The sequence below is a fragment of the Nonomuraea longicatena genome (assembly GCF_039525605.1).
GTDB classification, from domain to species: Bacteria; Actinomycetota; Actinomycetes; order Streptosporangiales; family Streptosporangiaceae; genus Nonomuraea; species Nonomuraea longicatena.
The window spans coordinates 370,051-391,220 of the sequence record NZ_BAAAHQ010000001.1; the positions used below are offsets into that span (position 1 = coordinate 370,051).

Sequence of the window (21,170 nt, forward strand, 5' to 3'; positions counted from 1 at the left end):
GGAGCCCGTCCGCCCGGAGCTGAGCAGCGCCCGCACCCCGGCGGGGATCGCGACGATGGCCGCGATCACCGCCGCCGCGACCGGCAGGAGCAGTTCCGCGTGCGTCCGCACGACCTCGCCCGCCACCGCGCCCAGCGTCACGTACGTCCCCACCCACGCCGTGGCCCCCGCCACCGCCCACGGCATGAACCTCCGGTACGGCACCCCGACCGCGCCCGCCAGCGCGGGCGTCAGCGCGTGCACCACCGGCAGGAAGTAGGCCAGCGCCAGCGCCCACCCGCTGCGCTGGAACAGCGCCTCGGCCTTCGCCCATCGCTCCTCGCCGATCCGCCGTCCGAGCCGCCCGTGCCGAAGGCGCGGGCCGTACCTGCGGCCGAGCAGGTGGCCTCCGGACGCGCCCGCGAAACAGGCGAGCACCCCCGCCGCGATGAGCGCCAGCGCCTCCGGCACGCTGTCGGCCGTCGTCCCCGCCACCAGCAGCAGCCCGTCGCCCGGCACGAACAGCCCGACGCCGACGGAGGCGTCCAGCGTGAGGAAGACCAGCATGACCGGCCACAGCAGACCGAGGCCCTGGCTCGCCAGGCCGTCGAGGACATCGTTGACCATGCTTCGAGCCTGATGGCCCGGTCCGCGCCCGGCATCAGGGACAGCCCCGAGCCGACCCTGATCGCGGTCGGCCACTTGCAGGAGGCATGACAGGCGGTCAATCGGGGAACTCGGCCAGCGTGGACATCTTTCGCACGAAGAGCGTTGAGCAGTCGATCCGGGACACCGAAGAACCCGAGCATCGGCTGCGGAAGCGGCTGACGGCCACCGACCTGACCGTCTTCGGCATCGGCGTGATCGTGGGCACCGGCATCTTCGTGCTGACCGGGCAGGTGGCCAAACAGACCGCGGGACCGGCGGTCGCCCTGTCGTTCGTCGTGGCGGCGGTCGTCTGCGGCCTCGCGGCGCTGTGCTACGCCGAGTTCGCCTCGACGATCCCGGTCGCGGGGTCCGCCTACACCTTCTCCTTCGCCACGCTGGGCGAGTTCCCCGCCTGGATCATCGGCTGGGACCTGCTGCTCGAACTGGCCCTGGCCGGAGCGGTCGTCGCGGTCGGCTGGTCGGGCTACTTCGCCTCGCTGCTGCACTCCATCGGGCTCACCCTGCCCGGCTGGATGGCGGGGGAGGACCCGGTCGTGAACGTGCCCGCCATGGTGGTCGTCGCCATCCTCACCGCGGTCCTGGTCCTGGGCATCAAACTGTCCTCACGGGTGAACCTGGTCATCGTCATGATCAAGGTCGCGGTCATCCTGCTCGTGATCATCGCCGGGCTCTTCTTCGTGAAGCTGGCCAACTACACCCCCTTCATCCCCGAGCCGGTGGCCAGCCCCGCCGTCGAAGGACTGCGGGCGCCGCTCATCCAGGTGCTGTTCGGCACCACCCCGGTCGCCTTCGGCGTGCTCGGGATCTTCTCGGCGGCCGCGATCGTGTTCTTCGCCTTCATCGGCTTCGACATCGTCGCCACCGCCGCCGAGGAGACCATCAACCCGCAGCGCGATCTGCCGCGCGGCATCATCGGCTCGCTGGTCATCTGCACGCTGCTGTACGTCGCGGTCTCCCTCGTCGTCGTCGGCATGCAGAAGTACGACCAGCTCAGCACCAGCGCGCCGCTCGCCGACGCCTTCACCGCCGTCGGCCAGTCGTGGGCCGCCGCGCTCATCAGCATCGGCGCCATCGCCGGGCTCACGACCGTGGTGATGATCCTCATGCTGGGTCAGAGCCGGGTGCTGTTCGCGATGTGCCGCGACGGACTGCTGCCGCGCGGCCTGGCCAAGGTGCACCCGAAGTACGGCACCCCCGCCCGCCTCACCGTCATCATCGGCGTGGTGACCGCGCTGCTGTCCGGCTTCATCTCGCTCAGCGAACTGGCCGAACTGGTCAACATCGGCACCCTGTTCGCCTTCGTGGTCGTCGCCGTCGGCGTGGTCATCCTGCGCCGGACCCGGCCCGACCTGCCGCGATCCTTCCGCACCCCGCTGGTGCCGCTGCTGCCCGTCCTGGCGGTGCTCGCCTGCTTCTACCTGATGCTCAACCTGCCGGTCGAGACCTGGCTGCGCTTCCTCGTGTGGATGGCCATCGGCTGCCTGCTCTACTTCTTCTACGGCTACCGCCACAGCCGCGTCCACGGCATCCATACGATGAAATAGGCGGATGAACGGTCCCGCTGACCCCCGTACCGACCCGCCGGCCTCCGGCACCGAACGCGAGCTTCTCACGGCCTTCCTCGACTGGGAGCGTGAGACGCTCGCGTGGAAGTGCGCCGGGCTGTCGCCCGCGCAGATGCGGCTGCGCTCGGCCGAGCCGTCCGTGATGTCGCTGCTCGGACTGGTCCGCCACCTCACCGACGTCGAGCGCTACTGGTTCAGGACCGTCCTCGCGGGCGCCGACGTCGGCCCCCTGTACTGGAACGACGTGGACGACTCCGAGTTCGACGTGGTCAGGGTCCAGCCCGAAGGCGCCCTGGCGGTCTGGCGGGCCGAGGTCGGACTGGCCCGCGAGATCTCCGCGCGCCTCCCGCTGGAGACGCTGTCGGAGCGCGAGCGCCACGGCGAGCGCTACTCCCACCGGCACATCCTCATCCACCTGACCCAGGAGTACGCCCGCCACAACGGCCACGCCGACCTGCTGCGCGAGCGCATCGACGGCGTCACGGGGGAGTGAGAGGTCAGAACCGGAAGAGCGCGCCGCCCGCCGCCCGCATCTCGCAACTGTTCTCGTACACCTTGGAGAACTTGATCGGCTTGCCGCGCCAGGTGCCCGTGATCGTGACCTGGTGCGGCATGTGGTCACCCGGGCAGCGCACCCCGCGCTTGACCAGCTTGGCGAAGTCGCCCTTCACCGAACGCAGCTTCTTGCAGGCCGCGTGGGGCCGGGGATGCTCGCCGCCGCCGTCGGGGCCGCACGCCAGATAGGTCGTCTTCCGGTCGTCGAAGCCCACGAGCACGATGATGCGCATGACCGCCTTGGGCATCTTCGGGTCTTTCGCGGCCGAGGCGGCGGGCCCTGCTGCGGACACTGCGGGCCCTGCGACAGACACGACGAGCGCGCTGGTCAGCGCCATGAGCATAGCCGTCCTCATGGAGATCCCCTCGCTTGTTCTCCCGGGTCTCCACGCTAACCTCCGGCCCCCGCGATCCCGCTGAGGAACACGCCGTGCGGCCCCGCCCCCCTGGCGGGACCGCACGGGCGGCTATGCGAGCGGCTGTACGGGGACCGACGCCACGCCCGGCGCCAGGAAGCGCGGTTCCGCCACGCCCGCCCGGTCGAGGAACGGCGTGATCCCGCCCAGGTGGAACGGCCACCCGGCGCCCAGGATCATGCACAGGTCGATGTCCTCCGGCGCCGCCACGACCCCCTCGTCCAGCATGAGCCGGATCTCCTCCGCCAGCGCCGACAGCACGCGGCGGCGTACCTCCTCGGCCGTGGACGGCGCGGTGCCGCCCGCGAACAGCGCCACCGCCTCCGGGTCGAGCGAGAAGTCCGGCGCGTACACGCCCGGCTTGCCCGAGGCGACGAGCGCGGCCATGTTCGCCGAGACGCCGAACCGGCCGGGGAAGGCCGCGTGCAGCGTCTCGGACACGTGGTGGCCGACCGCCGGGCCGACGAGCTGCAGTAGCGCGAACGGCGACATCGGCAGGCCCAGGTCGTCGAGGGCGTGCTCGGCGACCTCCAGCGGGGTGCCCTCGTCCACCGCCGCGATGACCTCGCCCATGAACCGGGTGAGCAGCCGGTTGACGACGAACGCGGGCGCGTCCTTGACCAGTACCGACGACTTGCGCAGCGTCCTGCCGACGGCGAAGGCGGTGGCGAGCGTCGCCGTGTCGGTCTCCGCGCCCTTGACGATCTCCAGCAGCGGCATGATCGCCACCGGGTTGAAGAAGTGGAAGCCGACCAGCCGCTCGGGGTGCGCGAGCGCGGAGCCCATCTCGCTCAGCGACAGCGACGAGGTGTTCGTCGCCAGCACGCACTCGGCGGAGACGTGCTCCTCGACCTCGGCGAAGACCTTCTTCTTGACCTCCATGTCCTCGAAGACGGCCTCGATGACGAAGTCGGCGTCGGCGAAGGCGTCCTTGGTGAGCGACCCGGTCACCAGGCCCTTGAGGCGGTTGGCCTGGTCCGCGGTGATCCGGCCCTTGCCGAGGAGCTTGTCCACCTCCGCGTGGACGTACCCGACGCCCTTGTCCAGGCGGGCCCGGTCGAGGTCGGTCAGCACGACCGGGACCTCCAGCCGCCGCGCGAACAGCAGCGCCATCTGCGAGGCCATCAGTCCCGCGCCGACGACGCCCACCTTGGTGACCTTGCGGGCCAGGGCCTTGTCCGGCGCGCCCGCCGGGCGCTTGGCCCGCCGCTGCACCAGGTCGAAGGAGTACAGGCCCGCGCGCAGTTCGTCGCCCATGAGCAGGTCGGCCAGCGCCTCGTCCTCGGCGTCGAAGTCGACGCCCGCGTGGGCGCCGGCGATCAGGTCCAGCGCGCGGTACGGCGCCGGCGCCGAGCCCCGCAGCTTCAGGTCCACGAGGAAACGCGCGTCGGCGACCGCCTTGTCCCAGTCGGCGTCCTCGTGCGCGCCGCGTTCGACCGCGACCTCGCCCAGGACCACGCGGGCCGCCCAGCGCAGCGACTCCTCCAGGAAGTCGGCCGGCTCGAACAGGGCGTCCGCCACGCCCATCGCGAACGCGTCCCGTCCCTTGATCATGCGGTTCTGCGACAGCGGGTTCTCGATGATCAACTTGATCGCCGCCTGCGGGCCGATCAGGCGGGGCAGCAACTGTGTGCCGCCCCAGCCGGGCACCAGGCCGAGGAAGCACTCGGGCAGCGCCACCGCCGGGACGCCGGAGGAGATCGTCCGGTAGGTGCAGTGCAGGGCGACCTCCAGCCCGCCGCCCATGGCCGCGCCGTTCACGAACGCGAACGACGGCACCCGCAGCGCGCCCAGCCTGCGGAAGACCGCGTGCCCGAGCCTGCCGATCTCCAGCGCCTGCTCGCGGGTGCGGACCATCGCCGCGCCCTTGAGGTCGGCGCCCACCGCGAAGATGAACGGCTTGCCCGTCACGCCCACGGCCGCGAGGTCGGTACGCGCCTCGATCGCGTCCAGCGCCTCGCCCAGCGACGTGAGCCCGCCGGGGCCGAAGGTGTTCGGCTTGGTGTGGTCGAAGCCGTTGTCCAGGGTGATCAGCGCCATCGTGCCCGCGCCGCCCGGCAGGTCCACGTCGCGGACCAGCGCCTTCGTGACAACCTCGTCCTCGAACAGCTCAGCGATGCTCATGCCAGGTTCTCCCAGATCACGGTGCCGCCCATGCCCATGCCGACGCACATGGTGGTGATGCCGTAGCGCACGTCCGGCCGCTCGGCGAACTGGCGGGCCAACTGCGTCATCAGCCGTACGCCGGAAGAGGCCAGCGGGTGGCCGAAGGCGATGGCGCCGCCGTACTGGTTGACGTTGTCGGCGTCGTCGGCGAGACCGAAGTGGTCGAGGAAGGCCAGCACCTGGACGGCGAACGCCTCGTTGATCTCGAACAGGCCGATGTCGGCGATGTCGAGGCCCGCCAGGCGCAGCGCCCGCTCGGTCGAGGGGATCGGGCCCACGCCCATCACCTCGGGGTCCACACCCGCGAAGGCGTACGAGACCAGGCGCATCTTCGGCCGCAGGCCCAACTCCTCCGCCGTGTCGCGGGCGGCCACGATGCAGCCCGTGGCGCCGTCGTTGATGCCGGAGGAGTTGCCCGCCGTGACCCGGCCGTGGGCGCGGAAGGGCGTCTTCAGCCCGGCCAGCGCCTCGACGGTGGTGCCCGGCCGGGGCGCCTCGTCCTGTGTGGCGAGGCCCCAGCCCTTGTCGGCCGTGCGGATCGCGGCCGGGACCAGGTCGGGCTGGATCCGGCCGTCGGCGTACGCTTTGGCGGCCTTCTCCTGCGAGAGTGCGGCGTAGGCGTCGGCGCGCCCCTTGGAGATCGCGGGGTAGCGGTCGTGCAGGTTCTCGGCGGTCATGCCCATCACCAGGGCGCTGCCGTCGACGAGCTTCTCCGACAGGAAGCGCGGGTTGGGGTCCACGCCCTCGCCCATCGGGTGGCGGCCCATGTGCTCGACGCCGCCCGCGATGGCGACGTCGTAGGCGCCGAAGGCGATGCCGCCCGCGACGGTGGTCACGGCGGTCATCGCGCCCGCGCACATGCGGTCGATCGCGTACCCGGGGACGGTCTTGGGCAGCCCGGCCAGCACGGCGGCCGAGCGGCCGATGGTCAGGCCCTGGTCGCCGATCTGGGTGGTGGCGGCGATCGCGACCTCGTCGATCCGCTCGGGGGGCAGATCGGGGTTGCGGCGGATCAGCTCGCGGATGACGCGGACGACCAGGTCGTCGGCGCGGGTCTCCGCGTACAGCCCTTTCGGCCCTGACCGGCCGAAGGGCGTGCGCACGCCGTCGACGAACACGACGTCACGAGAGGAAGGCACGGATTCGCTCCTCGTTGCTGGACAGCTTCCCGCCCTATGCTACTCGCCAGTAACTACTGCGTGGAGTGGGGTGGCGGCCGTGCGGGCGGCACGGGCAGGGACCCGGGTAAGAGCGGAGTCGTCACGGTGGGGCGGGGGCAGGGGAGGAGCGTGTTCCTGGAGGCCGCCGGGCGGAGTGCGGCGGGTGGCGGGGAGGGCGGCTTTTGCCGTAATTGAGGGAGACTTAGGGCCTTTGTGGGGACGGCGGGGCGGGGATTCGGGCGGGGCCTAGGTGTTGACGGGTGGTGGCGGTCACGTTGCGTGGAGTGCGGGGTGGCGGCGTTTACGCAGCGTGAGCTGTGGCTCCCGGTGATTTGTGACTTTCAAGTGAAATTTCCGGACAAGGTGTGGTGGAGTCTGTTAAGAAGGGTCGCGATCACACGTGGTAGCTAGAGAGGTACATCGTGGCGCGCGACGACAAAGACCGGACATACGAGGATGAGCAGGGGAGGCCATTAGACGCGGACCTTGCGGGCGACGTGCTCTCCCCCCGATGGGAGACCGACGCGACCGACACCGACGAGCAGCCCGCCGTCGTCATCAACGAGACCTACCACCTGCCGCCCGAGCCCGTCGAGGAGCCGTACCACCTGCCCACCGAGCAGGGGGCGATCCCCCTCGACCAGAGCGCACTGCGCGGGCAGGGCTCCGGTGACGTCCTCGACCAGGGCGACGTCCTCGACGCGGACCCGGGCCCGCCCCGCGACCCCGCACCCGCCCTCGACCTGGGCCTGCCCTCCGACACCGGCCGCTCCCACGACCCGGTGCCGTCCCTGGATCCGGTGCCGTCCTTCGACGCCGGTTTCGCCCAGGACGCCGGCCACGTCCAAGACCCCCAGCAGTACGCCCAGGGGTACGACGAGCCGAGGGCACAGGAGCGCCAGGACCAGGACGGCGACCACCGCGACGACGACTACCTGCCGGTCGACCGCGCCTACGACGACGGCGACGACGGTCAGCGCAAGGGCTTCCTCGGTTCCGGCTGGAGCGACGAGCCCGAGCCGAAGCCGGAGCCCCGCCGCCGCTCCAAGTCGCTGGTCCTGGCCGCGGTCGCCGTGGTGCTGCTCGGCGCCGGTGCCGGGTGGATGCTCACCAACTCCGGCCCGGAGGAGTGCTCGGGCGCGCAGTGCGCGAGCGTCAAGCAGCTCAGCACGCCCACCGTGCCCGCCGGCGAGGAGACCGAGGAACCGGTCGAGGAGCCGATCGCCGAGGAGACTCCCACCCCGACGGCCAGCGAGAGCGTCGAGCCCACGCCGACACCGACCGTTCAGCGGGCACGGGCGCCCCGCAGCCAGCCGCCGGCTTCGCAGCCGCCTCGCGAGACGATCAAGCCCGCGACCAGGGGGACCCGGGCGCCGGAGCAGACGCGTGGCCCGGTCGACTCCGGCGACACCTCGCAGCAGCGCGACTCCTCCACCCGTGAGCAGTCGCAGGCGCCGAAGCAGGAGGACAGCCCTCGGGAGAGCTCTCCGCCCTCGGCCCCGGCGGCCACCCAGCCACCGGCTCAGCAGCAGCCGCCCGCCTCGCAGGCTCCCGAGAACCCGTCGGGGGGCGGCGGCGGTCTGCTGGACTGGCTGTTCGGCCGGTAGATCCTCCGGACGGCCGAGCGATCCGCCCGTCACGGCGACCGCTCACCGATCCACGGCGGCCCGCGCCTCGGGCCGCTCGCCTGACGGCGGCTCGCCATCGTGCGAGCGCTCGTTCTCACCGCGACGGCTTCGCGTCGCGGTGTTCTGCCCTGTCCAGGGGCTTTCGCCCGTCGTGGCGCGCGCTCCCGCGCCACGACACCTCCCGCGCCTCCCCGCCTCTCGCGCCTCCCCGCCTCTCGTGTTCCCGCCTTCCTACGCCGCGCCTCCCGTGTGCAGGCGGCGGGAAGAGGAGCAGAATGGGACCGCGCGCAGGAAATCGCTTTCCGGGAGGAGCCGTGGTCACCCTCGAAGACGTGGCGAGGCACGCGGGCGTCTCGCTCGCCACCGCCTCACGTGTGCTCAACGGCAGCACCCGCCAGGTCGGCGCCGGCCTGCGCGAGCGGGTCGAGCGCGCCGCCGCCGAACTCGGCTACCGCGCCAACATCGCCGCCCAGACGCTCGCCCGGGGCGCCGGCAACGTCATCGGCATCGTCGTCCACGATCTCACCGACCCCTACTTCGCCGCCCTCGCCGACGGCGCCATGCGCACCGCCGCAGGGCAGGGGCTGCTGGTCATGGTCGGCACCACGCACCGCGACCCCGAGCAGGAGATCGCCTACGTCGCCACCCTGCACGCCCAGCGGGTACGCGCGGTGCTGCTGGCCGGCTCCCGCGTGGACGACCCCGAGGTGACCGGGCGGCTGCGGGCCGAGCTCGGCCGGTACGTCGCGGGCGGCGGCCGGGTCGCGTGCGTCGGGCAGGACCTGCTCGGCGTCCACACGGTCGCGCCCGCCAACCGGGAGGGCGCGGCCGCGCTGGCGCGCTCGCTGGCCGGGCTCGGCCACCGGCGCTTCGCCGTACTCGCGGGCCCGCCCGGACTGCTGACGGCCGCAGACCGCTGCGCCGGGTTCGTCGCCGCGCTGGCCGAGCTGGGACTGCCCGCGCCGCAGGTGGTCCACGGCGCCTTCGACCGCGACGGCGGCCACCGCGCAGCCGGGGAGGTGACCGGGGATGCAGGCAGGGCGACGTGCGTGTTCGCGGTCAACGACGTGATGGCGGTCGGCGCGCTGGCCTGTTACCGCGAGCGCGGTCTCCGGGTGCCGCAGGACGTGTCGGTGGCCGGGTTCGACGACATCGCGACCCTGCGCGACCAGGTCCCGGCGCTGACGACGGTACGCCTGCCGGTGGCCGACATGGGCTCGCGCGCGCTGGAACTGGCCCTGTCCGCCGCCGAGCGGCCCGTGGTGGAGCAGGTGCCCGGCGAGGTCGTCCTCCGCGAGAGCGTCGGCCCGCTCGACTGACCCCCGCACAACGACGAGGAGAGAGCATGCGACTGGCTGTCAGCACCCTTGGCCTGCCCGGCGACGGGCTGGAGCGCGCGATCGAGGTCGCTCTCGCGCACGACTGCGCGGGCCTGGAGCTGAGGCTGCACCCCGACACCGGTGTCCACACGGGCCTGATGCCCGCCGAACGGGAGGCGGTCAGGTCGGCGATCGAGGCGGCGGGCCTGGCGGTCGCGGCCCTGGCCGGTTACGTGCGGCTGTGTGAGGACGGCGACGACGGGCCCGCCGTCCAGTCGCTGCTCGCCGAACTCAGGCTCGCGGCCGATCTCGGCGCTCCGGGCGTGCGGGTGTTCCCGCGCGGCGACGATCCCCGCGTGGGCGCCCGCAGGCTCAGGGCGGTCGCGGACACGGCGGCCGAACTGGGCGTTCGGATTCTCGTCGAGACCCACGACCTGATGCCGACGGGCGCGGCCGTGGCCCGGCTGCTGGATCTCGCCGACCGCCCGGCCGTGACCGGCGCGCTGTGGGACGTCCTGCACCCGTGGCGCCACGGTGAGCGTCCCTCGGACACGCTGGCGGCGCTGCGCCCGCATCTGGCCTATGTCCAGGTGAAGGACGCGGTCTCGGCCACCGACCCGACCCCGGTGCCGATGTGGTCGGGGTCGGTGCCGCTCGACGAGTGCGGCGAGCTGCTGCGCGAGGAGGGGTACGTCGGCTGGGTGTCGCTGGAGTGGGAGCGTACCTGGTATCCGCAGGTGGCCCCGGTGGAGGAGATCCTGCCGGGTGCGGCAACCTGGGTACGACGCTTTTCCCCGAGTGCGTAAGGGAGTTCCCGTGAAGAACAAGGTGCTCGTCGTCGGCATGGACGGCCTGCGCTTCGACCGCCTCCTCGCCCTGCGCCCCCCGGTGCTGGGCCGCCTGCTGGCCACGGGCGTCCACGGCACCGGCAGGCTTCCGTACGGCGAGGCCGCCGCCCCCACCACCGCCGCAAAGGGCCAGGTGGTCCCCCCGACCGGCCGGACGATCACGGCCCGCACCGACTCCGGCCCCGGCTGGTCGTCGATCGCGACCGGGGTCTGGCCCGACAAGCACGGCGTCGCGGACAACGGCTTCGCCACCGCCGATTTCACGAAATATCCGGACTTCTTGTCGCGGGCCGCCGGGCACGGCCTCACCACCTCCGCCCTGTTCTCGTGGGCCGCGCTGGAGGAGCACGGCGCCTTCGGCCCCGCCATCGCCACCCGCGTCGTCCTCGACGGCTCCGCCCTCACCTTCGCCGTCGCCGACAAGCAGATCGCCGCCGCCGCCGAGCGCCACCTGGCCGAGGAGGACCCCGACCTCTGCTTCGTCTACTTCGGCGACACCGACGAGGTCGCCCACGACCTCGGCCCCCACTGCGAGGAGTACACCGACGCCCTCATGGCACAGGACCGATACCTGGACCGTCTGCTGAGTGCGATCGGGTCCCGTCCGTCGTTCTCGGGCGAGCGGTGGACGGTCATCGTGACCACCGACCACGGCCACCTCGACGCGGGCGGCCACGGCGGCGTCACCGATGAGGAACGCACCACGTTCGTGATCGTCGGCCGCATGGGCGAGGACCTGGGCGGCCGTGCGCTCGGGCAGGCCCGTCTGGTGGACGTGGCGCCGACCGCGCTGGCGCAGGTCGGCGTGCCCGTCGAGGCGGAGTGGGAACTGGACGGGGAGGCCCTGCCGCTCTGAGTTTCATCAAGTGTTGAATTCCGGGCCCCGAGCCCTCACACTGTGAAGCATGCTCGAGTTCTCCGACGTGCATGCCACGATGCTCGCCGAGGTGGGCGGCAAGGCCGCCAACCTCGGCGAGCTGACCCGGGCGGGACTGCCCGTCCCGCCCGGCCGGGTGCTCACCACCGACGCCTACCGGCAGGCCGCCGACGCGGCCGGGCTGCCCGGGATCATCGCGGCGGGCGGACCGGACCTCGCCGAGCGGGCCCGGCGCGCCCTGCTCGCCACCCCGGTCCCCGAGTCCGTGGCGCAGGAGGTCCAAACGGCCTGCGCGGGCATGGGGCCGGTCGCCGTCCGTTCCTCCGCGACCGCCGAGGACCTGCCGTTCGCCAGTTTCGCGGGCCAGCAGGACACCTTCCTCAACGTGGTCGGCGCCCAGGAGGTCCTGGCGGCCGTCCGCCGGTGCTGGGCCTCGCTGTGGACGGACCGCGCCGTCGCCTACCGCGACTCCCACGGAGTCGGCCACGGCGCCGTGCGCATCGCGGTCGTCGTCCAGACGATGGTGGACGCGAGCGTGGCCGGGGTGATGTTCACCGCCAACCCGATCACCGGCCGTCGCGGCGAGGCCGTCATCGACGCGGCCCCGGGGCTCGGCGAGGCCGTCGTCTCCGGCGCGGTCAACCCCGACCGGTTCGTCGCCGACGCCCGAACCGGACGGGTGCGCGAACGGCACGCGGGCGACAAGCACCTGGCCGTCAGGGCGCTGCCCGGCGGCGGCACCGAACTCGTCGAGAACGCCTCGGACGGCCTGTGCCTGACCGACGCCCAGGTGGGCGAACTGGCCCGGCTCGGCGCCAGGGCGGAGGCGCACTTCGGCGCCCCGCAGGACATCGAATGGGCCCTCGACGGCGCAGGCCGCCTCTGGCTCACTCAGGCCAGGCCCATCACGACCCTGTTCCCCGTGCCGGAGACCGGACGCGACGGGCTGCGCGTCCACTTCAGCTTCAACGTCGCCCAGGGCGTCCTCGGCCCGATCACCCCGATGGGACTGGCAGCGATCAAACTGGTCAGTTCCGGGGCGGCCCGGCTGGTCGGCTACCCGCCCGCCGACCCGCTGGAGGGGGCGCCGCCCATCTCCGTGTCCGGGCAGCGCGTGTGGATCGACCTCACCACCGCCGTGCGCAGCCGGGCGGGCCGGGCCCTCCTGCCGAAGCTCCTCGACATCGGGGAGGCCAGGACGTCGGCGCTGCTCGGGGGGCTGACCGAGGACCCGCGCCTGTCGGTGGTCCACCGCTCCCGCCGCCCGTTGCTGCGCGCCGTGGCCCGCCTGGCGCGGACCGTGCACGCACCGCGGCGCCTGTGGACGGCGCTCACCCGGCCCGAGCGGGCGCTGGAGTTCAGCAGGGGGCTCGGCGCGGAGATCGACCGGCGGCTGGAGGTGCCGGAGACGGCCACCCCGCTGCAGCGGCTCGACCATGCCGAGCGCACCCTCGCCGGGGCGTTTCCGCTGATGATCTCACTGCTGCCAGTCGGGGCGGCGGGCTACGGGATGTTCGCGCTGGCCTCGCGGGTGTCGGGGGTGCCGCTCGCCGACATGCAGGACGTGCTGCGCGCGTTGCCCAACAACCCGACCACGGAGATGGACCTCGCGCTGTGGCGGCTCGCGTCGCGGATCGAGCCGTTCGGCGACCGCCCGGTGGCCGAGGTCGCGCGAGCGTACGCGGCGGGGGAGCTGCCGCAGGCGACACAAGACGCCATTTCCGGATTTATGCGGATGTACGGGCATCGCGGGGTGGCGGAGATCGACCTCGGCGTGCCGCGCTGGTCGGACGACCCGGCGCACATCATCGGAGTCCTCGCCAACTACCTGCGCATGGACGACCGCCTGGCCCCCGACGCGGTGTTCGCCAAGGGCGCCGAGGACGCGCGGGCCGCCGCCGCCCGTGTCGCGGCCGCCACCCGGGGACCGGTGCGCCGCGCCGTCGTCCGCCTCGCGCTCGACCGCACCCGCCGCTTCGCCGGACTCCGCGAACTGCCCAAGTCCCATCTTGTACGGATCCTCGCGGGTATCCGGCGCAGCCTCCGGATCGTGGGGGAGCACCTGGTGGCCACCGGCGTCCTCGCCGAGGCCGAGGACGTCTACTTCCTCGACCTCCGCGAGGCCAGGAAGGCGCTGGGCGGCGGCGACCTGCGCGCCCTCGTCGCCGAACGCAAGGCCGTCCACGCGCGCGAGTCCCGCCGCAGGCACGTGCCCCGCGTCCTGCTGTCGGACGGCACCGAGCCCGAGGCCCTGGCCGCCCCGCCCGCCGACGGCGCCATCACCGGCACCCCCGCCTCAGCCGGTACGGTCACCGGCCCCGCCCGCGTCGTCACCGACCCGATCGGCGCCCACCTCGAACCCGGCGAGATCCTCGTCTGCCCCTCCACGGACCCCGGCTGGACCCCGCTGTTCCTCACGGCGGGCGGCCTCGTCATGGAGATGGGCGGGCCGATGTCCCACGGCGCGGTCGTGGCCAGGGAGTACGGCATCCCGGCCGTCGTCGGCGTGGCCCACGCCATCGCCCGCGTCACCACCGGCGACATCCTCGTCGTGGACGGCGCGTCGGGAACCGTTCAGAACACCACGCGGGCGTGACGCTCCTTCATCGTCGTCACCACCTCGTCAGGGTCGGCCGCCCACACCTCGGCGTTGAAGATCTCCACCTCGATGTCGCCGCCGTACCCCGCGGCGAGCACGGCCCGGGTCAGCGGCGGGAAGTCGATCACCCCGTCGCCCATCATCCCCCGCCCCAGCAGCACGTCGGCGGGCAGCGGGTGCAGATAGTCGCACACCTGGTAGGAGGCGATGCGCGCGCCCGCGCGCGCGATCTGCTCGAACACCTGCGGATCCCACCACACGTGGAAGGTGTCGACGACCACCCCCACCCACTCCTGCGGGTACGGCGCCGCCAGGTCGAGCGCCTGGCCGAGCGTCGAGACGACCGCCCGGTCCGGGCAGTACACCGGATGCAGCGGCTCCAGCGCAAGACGCACCCCGCGCTCGCCCGCGTACGGGGCCAGCACGTCGAGCACGGCCGCCACCGTGGCCCGCGCCCCCGCGAGATCCCGGGACGCGGCGGCCCCCGGCGCCTGGCCCGGCGCCACGCCGGGCAGCCCGCCCACCACCAGGACCAGGCAGGCCGCGCCCAGTTCGGCCGCCTCGTCGACGGCCCGCCGGTTGTCGTCGAGCGCCGCCCGGTCGCCCCTGGTCAGGAAGCCGCCCCGGCACAGCGACGAGACCCGCAGCCCCGCCTCGCGCACCAGCTTGGCGCTCTCCGCCAGCCCCTGCTCGGCCACCTCCTCGCGCCACAGGCCGACGGCCTCGATGCCGTGGCGGACGCACCCGGCCACGGCCTGCTCGACCGTCCACCGCTTGGTGGTGCGCTGGTTCAGTGACAGGCTCACCGGCCGTTCACCGCCAGCAGGGCACCCATCCGGCGGACGGCGAGGTCGGGATCGCTCAGCAGGCCCGCCCGGTCGGCCAGCCGGAACACCTCGACCAGATGCGGCAGCGAGCGCGCCGACTGGGCGCCGTTCACCATCGTGAACGCGTCCTGGTGGCCGTTCAGCCACGCCAGGAAGACGATCCCGGTCTTGTAGCCGAACGTCGGCGTCTCGAAGATCTTCCGCGACAGTGGGACGGTCGGCGCGAGGATCTTCTCGTAGGCGTCCGTGTCGCCCGCGTCCAGGGCCGCCAGGGCGGCCGAGGCCGCGGGGGCGATGGCGTCGAAGATGCCGAGCAGCGCGTGCGAGCCGGTCCTGATCAGCGACGGGTAGTTGAAGTCGTCGCCCGTGTACAGGCGCACCCCCGCAGGCAGGGCGGCGCGTAGCCGCACCTCGTGCTCCTCGTCCAGCAGCGACACCTTCACCCCCTCCACCCGCGCGGCGTGCTCGCGCACCAGCGCGAGGAACGACTCCGTCGCCGCCTCCACGTCGTGCGAGCCCCAGTAACCGGCGAGTTGCGGGTCGAACATCTCGCCCAGCCAGTGCAGGATCACCGGCCGGTCGGCGGCCGCGAGCAGCCTGCCGTACACGCGGTGGTAGTCCTCCGGGCCGCCCGCCACCCGCGCGAGCTGGCGGGAGGCCATCACGATCACGCCCGCGCCGGACGCGCGCACGGTCTCGATCTGCTCCAGGTAGGCGTCCGTGACGGCCTGGAGCGTGGCCGCCTCCGGACGGTGGTCGGTGCCCGCGCCGCACGACAGCAGCAGCGCCGGGTCGCCGAGCGTCGCCGCCTCCCGCGCGCTGCGCCCGATCAGCTCGCGGGTGGCCGCCCAGTCCAGGCCCATGTTGCGCTGCGCGGTGTCCATCGCGTCCGCGACGCGCAGGCCGTACGACCACAGGTGGTGCCGGTAGCGCAGGGTCGCGTCCCAGTCGAGCGCGGCGGGGGAGCCGGGCGTGTTGTCGGCGAGCGGGTCCGCGACGACGTGCGCGGCCGCGTAGGCGATCCGCTCGCGGGCGGGCGCCTGCGGCCTGCCCCAGGCGACCGGCTCCCTCAGCGTGTACGGCCCGCCGGGCAGGTCGATCCTCACAGGTCCGCCACCGTGATCCGGCGGCCCTCCGCCGAGGAGCGCAGCCCCAGCTCCGCGAGCTGCACGCCGCGCGCGCCCGAGGCGAAGTCGTTGGGGAACGGCGCGTCCTCGACCACGTGCCGGACGAACCGCTCCCATTGGACCTTGAACCCGTTGTCGAACTCGGCGTTGTCCGGCACCTCCTGCCAGCCGTCCCTGAACCGCGCCGTGGCGGGCAGGTCGGGGTTCCACACCGGCTTGGGCGTGAGCGCCCGGTGCTGCGCACGGCAGCCGCGCAGCCCCGCCACCGCGCTGCCGTGCGTGCCGTCCACCTGGAACTCCACGAGTTCGTCGCGGTTCACGCGCACCGCCCACGAGGAGTTGATCTGGGCGATGATCCCGCCCTCGATCTCGAAGACCCCGTACGCCGCGTCGTCCGCCGTGGCCTCGTACCGATCGCCCCGCTCGTCGACCCGCTCGGGGATGTGCGTGACCGCCTGCGCGTACACGGAGCGGACCCGGCCGAACAGGTTCTCCATCACGTAGTGCCAGTGCGGGAACATGTCGAGGACGATGCCGCCGCCGTCCTGTGCGCGGTAGTTCCACGACGGGCGCTGCGCCTCCTGCCAGTCGCCTTCGAACACCCAGTAGCCGAACTCGCCCCGCACCGACAGGATCCGCCCGAAGAACCCGGAGTCGACCAGTCGCTTCAGCTTGAGCAGGCCGGGAAGGAACAGTTTGTCCTGGACGACGCCGTTCTTGACCTTCTTGGCCGAGGCGGCGGCCGCGAGGGCGACCGCCTCCGCCACCGTCTCGGCGGTGGGTTTCTCCGCGTACACGTGCTTGCCCGCGTCGATCGCCTTCAGCACGGACTTGACCCGCGCGTGCGTGATCTGCGAGTCGAAGTAGACGTCACAGCGCTCCAGCGCGGCGTCCAGGTCGGTGGTGTACTCGCCGATGCCGTGCCTGGCCGCGATGTCGCCCAGCTTGGCGGCGTCGCGGCCGACCAGGATGGGTTCGAGGACGACCCGGCCGCCGTCGGAGAGCGCGACCCCGCCCTGCTCGTTGATGGCGAGGACGGACCGGACCAGATGCTGGCGGTAGCCCATCCTGCCGGTGACCCCGTTCATCGCGACGCCGAGTGTGCGCACGCCCATCGCAACCCCTCCCACGGAAAGCGCTTTCCAAGCGAACGTACGGCGACGCCCCCTACGACGTCAAGAGCCGCGCAACGGGCGAATTGCCGGGAAATGGGCGAGTGGACCGGCGGATGACCGTGTGATAGGCAACCACATATGCGCTTCTTCGATATGCGCGCCCGAAGTTCGGACGCACGGTTCGGCGAGCGGTCGCAACGGACTCCGGCTCCGCTCCCGGCGGTCGACGAACGGGAGGTCGTGAAAGAGTTCGCGCTGGAAAGATACAAGTACATTCTCCAGCAGATCCACGCCACGAACGAGAACGTCTACAAATTCCTCGCCATCTACCAGGCCATGGCCAGCGCCCTCGCCGCCGCCGGACTCGCGCTGTTCGTGGGCTACAAGGGCTGGGGCGTCACCCCCACGGTGACCCGGGCGGGTCTCATCGGACTGCTGTCGCTGATCACCGTGATCGGGACCTTCACCATCCTGCTCGTGCTCGTCGGCATCCTCGCGTGGCTGGACTACCGCCACGAGGAATGCGAACTGACCGACGAGATCGTCTACCCGGGATTCAGGAAGAAGCCCAGAGTGCGGAACTTCTTCCGCTGGTACGAGACCTACATCGTGGCCTTCATCGCGACGTCCATCGCATTCATGTGGTGGTTCGCCGCGACGTTCATCCTGCCTTTCGTGAAATAGGGGAAGTGCGCGCCATGGGCCGTCCGGGATTCGACCACGTCGGCGTCGGGGTCGGCGTCGTGATATTCGGAGAGGCGGGCCGGGTGTTCCTCGCGCTGCGCGGGCGGGCGGCGCGCAACGAGCCCGACACCTGGGAGTTTCCCGGGGGCGAGGTCGAGTTGGGGGAGGGGCTTGAGGACGCCGCCAGGCGGGAGATCCGCGAGGAGTACGGCATGGAGGTCGAACTGACGGGCACGCTGGGTGCCTTCGACCACTTCCTTCCCGGGGGAGAGCACTGGGTGTCGATCACGTACCGGGGACGGCACACCGGCGGCGAACCGGAGATCCGCGAGCCCGGCAAGTGCGCGGCGGTCGGCTGGTTCGAACCGGCCGATCTGCCGGAGCGGCTCTCCGAGATCACCAGGAAGAACCTCGCAGCACTCATCCGCCTCTCCGGCAACCCGCAGATCAGGACATAGGCCGGGCACGATGCTCAGTTCACGGGCGTGGGCCGACCCCGGCGGGCGGCCCACAGTGCGGCGTGACGGCGCGACACGCGCGGGGTGCGTGGTGCCGGAGAGGCCGCTCAGGGGGGCGGTGGGCGGCGGGTGGGGGCGGCCGGCCGTAATGACTCAATGAACGAAGGGGTGGGCCCGGACCGGAGCACGCCCAGTGGCGGGACCGGGGGCTCGACGGTCCGGACGCGAATCACCCGCCATGGCGCCGTTCCGGGCGCTGGCGCGTCGCCCGGCCGGACCTCGTCGGTCGCCGACGGCGCCAGCACGGGCGTGGGCTGTGCCGATCGGGCGACCCGGCAGATGATCACCCCTTCAACAGGAGGCGTATGACACCCCCATGCTGATAAAGACGCAGATTCGCCCCAGAAAGGATGCTTGCCCGGCGGAGATCTCTCTTTGCCGGATCTCGTAGGCTGTGAGCATGGACAAGGTGGTCAAGAGCGACGCCGAATGGCGGGTTCAGCTCAGCCCGCAGGAGTTCCACGTGCTGCGCCAGGCGGGCACCGAGCGCCCGTTCTCCGGCGAGTACGTCGACACCAAGACCGTCGGCGTCTACAGTTGCCGCGCCTGCGGAACCGAACTGTTCCGCTCCGAGGCCAAATTCGACTCACACTGCGGCTGGCCCAGCTTCTTCGAGCCGTCGCAGTCCTCCGCCGTCACTCTGATCGACGACAACAGCCACGGCATGGTGCGCACCGAGGTCCGTTGCGCCCGCTGCGACTCCCACTTGGGGCACGTCTTCCACGGCGAGGGCTACCCGACGCCCACGGACGACCGCTACTGCATCAACTCGGTGTCGCTGCGCCTCGAACCCGAACAGTGAGCGCCCTGCGACGGCGCGTATCGATCGACGGGTGGGGGTAGAGGGCAGTACGTGGGTCTCGTGCACATTCGTCATCGCTGGGTGACGATCGAGGCCATTGGTCGCGTCGTCACCCAGCGGTGTCAGGTGTGCCTGAAGACCCGTATCCGCATCTGCTAGGGCAGATTGCGGACGAAGTCGGTGACCGGCTTGCGTACGCCCGTGTAGAACGGGATCTCCTCGCGCGTGTGCATGCGGGCCTTGGCGCCGCGCAGGTGCCGCATCAGGTCGACGATGCGATGCAGTTCGTCGGCCTCGAAGGCGAGCATCCACTCGTAGTCGTTGAGCGCGAAGCAGGCGACCGTGTTGGCGCGCACGTCCGGGTAGTCGCGGGCCATCAGGCCGTGCTCGGCCAGCATCGCCCGGCGCTCGGCGTCGTCGAGCAGGTACCACTCCAGCGAGCGCACGAACGGGTAGACGCACACGTACCCGCGCGGCTCCTCCTCCGCCAGGAACGCCGGGATGTGCGACTTGTTGAACTCCGCCGGCCGGTGCAGCGCCATGGCCGACCACACCGGCGTGCTCCCCCTGCCGAGCTTCGTACGGCGAAAGCGCGAGTAGACGTCCTGCAGATCGTCCGGCGTGGCCGCGTGCCACCAGAACATGTAGTCGGCGTCGGCCCGGAACCCCGACACGTCGTACAGCCCCCGCGTCACGACCCCCTTGTTCGCCGCCCGGTCGAGCAGGTCGGTGACCTCTTCGGTGACCCCGTAGCGGTTGTCGGGGAACGACGGCTCGGTGACCTTGAACACCGACCACATCGTGTAGCGGATCACCTGGTTGAGATCACGGGCCTTCGGCCGCTGCGTGCTCTCCGTCATTTTTCCAATCCTCCCAGAATCCTGGCGGCGGCCGTGCGGGCCGTCGCCACGCAGGCGGGGATGCCGAGCCCGTCGTAGGCCGCGCCGCACACGGCGAGCCCCGGCTGGACGGCCACCGCCGCGCGTATCCGGGCCACCCGGTCGAGGTGGCCCACGTTGTACTGCGGCAGGGCGCCGCCCCAGCGGGTGACCCGGCTGTCGACCGGCAGCGCCCGCGCCCCCATCACCGCGCCCATCTCGGCCGTGGCCAGAGAGAGCAGTTCGGCGTCGTCGCGCTGCAGCAGATGCTCCTCGCCGACGCGGCCGATCGAGCAGCGCACGACGACCAGGCCGTCGCCCAGGTGCGGCCACTTGACCGAACTGAAGGTGACCGCCTTCACCGGCCGTCCCTCCACGGGCGGCACCAGGTAGCCGCTGCCGGTCGGCGGCTCGGGGAAGGCGTGCGGCCGGTAGGCGAGGGTGACGATCGCCATGCTGGCGTACTCGATGCGGGCCAACTCGGCCGCCGCCTCCGGCACCTCGGCCCGGAGCAGGCGGGCCGCGGGAGCGGCCGGCACGGCGACGATGACGGCGTCGGCCTCGATCGTCTCGGGGTGGGGCACCGGCCCGGTAACCAGCCGCCAGCCGGTCTCGGTCCGGTGTATCTCGCGGACCGTGACCCCGGTGCGGATGTCGGCGCCCGACGCCTTCGCGACCGCCTCCGGCAGCCTGCCGATGCCGCCGCGCACCGAGGTGAACACCGGCCCGGCGTCCTTGGGGGCCTCTGCGGCGATCTCGCGGGCGGCGGCCAGCAGCGAGCGCTCCGTACGGGCGGCCAGCGCCACCCTCGGCATCGTGGCCTCCAGCGACAGCATGTCGGACCGGCCCGCGTACACGCCGCCGAGCAGCGGATCGACCAGCCGCTCCAGGACCTCCTCGCCCATCCGGGCGCGGATGTAGGCCGCCACGGACACATCGGTACGCACCAGCGTCGCCGGCAGCACCTGGTCGAGCGGCACCCGCAGCAGCGCGGCCGGTGAGACGATGCCGGACCTCGCCAGTTCGGCCAGGTCGGACGGCACCCCCATGACCTGGCCCTTCGGCATCGGCCGCAGCGCGCCCCTGGACAGGATCGCGGCCCGGGTCGTGCCGGGGTCGACCAGGTCGTCGCCCAGGCCGACGGCCCTGGCGAGCTCGATGCCCTCGGGGCGCCTGGCCAGCATCGACTCGGCGCCGGCGTCGACGGCGGCGCCCGCCACCTCGCCGACGTGGAGCTTGCCGCCGATTCGCGTGCTGCCTTCGAGTACGGTCACCTTGATCCGGTCCGCGCCGCCCTGGCTCAGCTGCCAGGCCGCCGCCAGCCCCGAGATGCCGCCCCCGACGATGACCACATGGGCCCGGTTGCCTTCCACGTCCCCGACGCTACCGTCTTGCACGACCGGTATCGCGCGTGACCCTATCGTGATTCGTGCTCTCA

19 protein-coding genes are annotated in these 21,170 nt (G+C 72.2%); 10 read left to right on the forward strand and 9 right to left on the reverse strand.

The genetic code is table 11. The annotated features are described in order from the left end of the window. Nucleotides 1-606, reverse strand: a 606-nt coding sequence (locus ABD120_RS01660; RefSeq protein WP_343947833.1) for a DedA family protein, incomplete at its 3' end; no start/stop codon positions are given. Between the two features lie 119 nt (nucleotides 607-725). Here ABD120_RS01660 and ABD120_RS01665 point away from each other — a divergent pair. Both ABD120_RS01665 and ABD120_RS01670 read left to right on the forward strand, forming a co-directional pair. Then, a complete protein-coding gene (locus ABD120_RS01665; RefSeq protein WP_343947834.1) occupies nucleotides 726-2,192 on the forward strand; it encodes an amino acid permease in 1,467 nt (488 codons plus the stop codon). A 4-nt stretch (nucleotides 2,193-2,196) separates the two neighbouring features. Next, entirely contained in the window at nucleotides 2,197-2,706 is a 510-nt protein-coding gene (locus ABD120_RS01670) for a DinB family protein (RefSeq protein WP_343947835.1), read from the forward strand. Between the two features lie 4 nt (nucleotides 2,707-2,710). On the opposite strand, the gene ABD120_RS01675 is transcribed toward ABD120_RS01670, so the two are convergent. The 3 genes from ABD120_RS01675 to ABD120_RS01685 form a co-directional block, all read right to left on the reverse strand. Continuing rightward, nucleotides 2,711-3,124, reverse strand: a complete 414-nt coding sequence (locus ABD120_RS01675) for an SSI family serine proteinase inhibitor (RefSeq protein WP_343947836.1) — start codon at nucleotides 3,122-3,124, stop codon at nucleotides 2,711-2,713. A 111-nt stretch (nucleotides 3,125-3,235) separates the two neighbouring features. After that, the gene (locus tag ABD120_RS01680) at nucleotides 3,236-5,308 is read right to left on the reverse strand and encodes a 3-hydroxyacyl-CoA dehydrogenase NAD-binding domain-containing protein (protein WP_343947837.1); all 2,073 of its coding nucleotides are present in this window, start codon (nucleotides 5,306-5,308) and stop codon (nucleotides 3,236-3,238) included. Then, nucleotides 5,305-6,468, reverse strand: a complete 1,164-nt coding sequence (locus ABD120_RS01685) for a thiolase family protein (protein ID WP_343948239.1) — start codon at nucleotides 6,466-6,468, stop codon at nucleotides 5,305-5,307. Before ABD120_RS01685 ends, ABD120_RS01680 begins: the two co-directional genes overlap by 4 nt. A gap of 539 nt (nucleotides 6,469-7,007) precedes the next feature. Between ABD120_RS01685 and ABD120_RS01690 the strand changes: the two genes are divergently transcribed. The 5 genes from ABD120_RS01690 (at nucleotide 7,008) to ABD120_RS01710 (ending at nucleotide 13,778) form a co-directional block, all read left to right on the forward strand. Next, nucleotides 7,008-8,117 (forward strand): hypothetical protein, encoded by a 1,110-nt coding sequence (locus ABD120_RS01690; RefSeq protein ID WP_343947838.1) that lies wholly within the window; start codon nucleotides 7,008-7,010, stop codon nucleotides 8,115-8,117. 335 nt (nucleotides 8,118-8,452) lie between these two features. Next, complete coding sequence (locus ABD120_RS01695; RefSeq protein ID WP_343947839.1) at nucleotides 8,453-9,457, forward strand: LacI family DNA-binding transcriptional regulator; 1,005 nt, start codon at nucleotides 8,453-8,455, stop codon at nucleotides 9,455-9,457. 26 nt (nucleotides 9,458-9,483) lie between these two features. Continuing rightward, nucleotides 9,484-10,263: a sugar phosphate isomerase/epimerase family protein gene (locus tag ABD120_RS01700; RefSeq protein ID WP_343947840.1), complete on the forward strand. Its 780-nt coding sequence runs from the start codon at nucleotides 9,484-9,486 to the stop codon at nucleotides 10,261-10,263. 10 nt (nucleotides 10,264-10,273) lie between these two features. After that, nucleotides 10,274-11,161: an alkaline phosphatase family protein gene (locus tag ABD120_RS01705; protein WP_343947841.1), complete on the forward strand. Its 888-nt coding sequence runs from the start codon at nucleotides 10,274-10,276 to the stop codon at nucleotides 11,159-11,161. 49 nt (nucleotides 11,162-11,210) lie between these two features. Then, nucleotides 11,211-13,778 carry a PEP/pyruvate-binding domain-containing protein gene (locus ABD120_RS01710; RefSeq protein WP_343947842.1) on the forward strand — a complete coding sequence of 856 codons (2,568 nt, stop codon included), beginning with the start codon at nucleotides 11,211-11,213 and terminating at the stop codon, nucleotides 13,776-13,778. Here ABD120_RS01710 and ABD120_RS01715 read toward each other — a convergent pair. From ABD120_RS01715 to ABD120_RS01725, 3 genes are read right to left on the reverse strand one after another with little or no spacing between them, the layout of a single operon-like run. Further along, complete coding sequence (locus ABD120_RS01715; protein ID WP_343947843.1) at nucleotides 13,757-14,587, reverse strand: sugar phosphate isomerase/epimerase family protein; 831 nt, start codon at nucleotides 14,585-14,587, stop codon at nucleotides 13,757-13,759. The two genes, ABD120_RS01710 and ABD120_RS01715, sit on opposite strands and share 22 nt — an antisense overlap. Then, a complete protein-coding gene (locus tag ABD120_RS01720) occupies nucleotides 14,584-15,714 on the reverse strand; it encodes a dihydrodipicolinate synthase family protein (RefSeq protein ID WP_425563911.1) in 1,131 nt (376 codons plus the stop codon). The genes ABD120_RS01715 and ABD120_RS01720 overlap by 4 nt, the downstream gene beginning before the upstream one ends. After that, on the reverse strand, nucleotides 15,711-16,850 hold the full coding sequence (locus tag ABD120_RS01725) for a Gfo/Idh/MocA family protein (RefSeq protein WP_343947844.1): 1,140 nt from the start codon (nucleotides 16,848-16,850) through the stop codon (nucleotides 15,711-15,713). The genes ABD120_RS01720 and ABD120_RS01725 overlap by 4 nt, the downstream gene beginning before the upstream one ends. Before the next feature lie 240 nt (nucleotides 16,851-17,090). On the opposite strand from ABD120_RS01725, the gene ABD120_RS01730 reads away from it, so the two are divergent. The 3 genes from ABD120_RS01730 (at nucleotide 17,091) to msrB (ending at nucleotide 18,854) form a co-directional block, all read left to right on the forward strand. Next, nucleotides 17,091-17,534: a hypothetical protein gene (locus ABD120_RS01730; protein WP_343947845.1), complete on the forward strand. Its 444-nt coding sequence runs from the start codon at nucleotides 17,091-17,093 to the stop codon at nucleotides 17,532-17,534. Between the two features lie 14 nt (nucleotides 17,535-17,548). Next, a complete protein-coding gene (locus ABD120_RS01735) occupies nucleotides 17,549-17,992 on the forward strand; it encodes an NUDIX domain-containing protein (RefSeq protein WP_343947846.1) in 444 nt (147 codons plus the stop codon). A 460-nt stretch (nucleotides 17,993-18,452) separates the two neighbouring features. Next, nucleotides 18,453-18,854 (forward strand): peptide-methionine (R)-S-oxide reductase MsrB, encoded by a 402-nt coding sequence (gene msrB / locus ABD120_RS01740; protein WP_343947847.1) that lies wholly within the window; start codon nucleotides 18,453-18,455, stop codon nucleotides 18,852-18,854. Between the two features lie 155 nt (nucleotides 18,855-19,009). Here msrB and hemQ read toward each other — a convergent pair whose 3' ends face one another. Both hemQ and hemG read right to left on the reverse strand, forming a co-directional pair. Further along, nucleotides 19,010-19,714, reverse strand: coding sequence for a hydrogen peroxide-dependent heme synthase (gene hemQ, locus ABD120_RS01745; RefSeq protein ID WP_343947848.1), 705 nt, complete (start codon nucleotides 19,712-19,714; stop codon nucleotides 19,010-19,012). Continuing rightward, entirely contained in the window at nucleotides 19,711-21,105 is a 1,395-nt protein-coding gene (gene hemG / locus ABD120_RS01750) for a protoporphyrinogen oxidase (RefSeq protein ID WP_343947849.1), read from the reverse strand. The genes hemQ and hemG overlap by 4 nt, the downstream gene beginning before the upstream one ends. Between the last annotated feature and the right edge of the window lie 65 nt (nucleotides 21,106-21,170).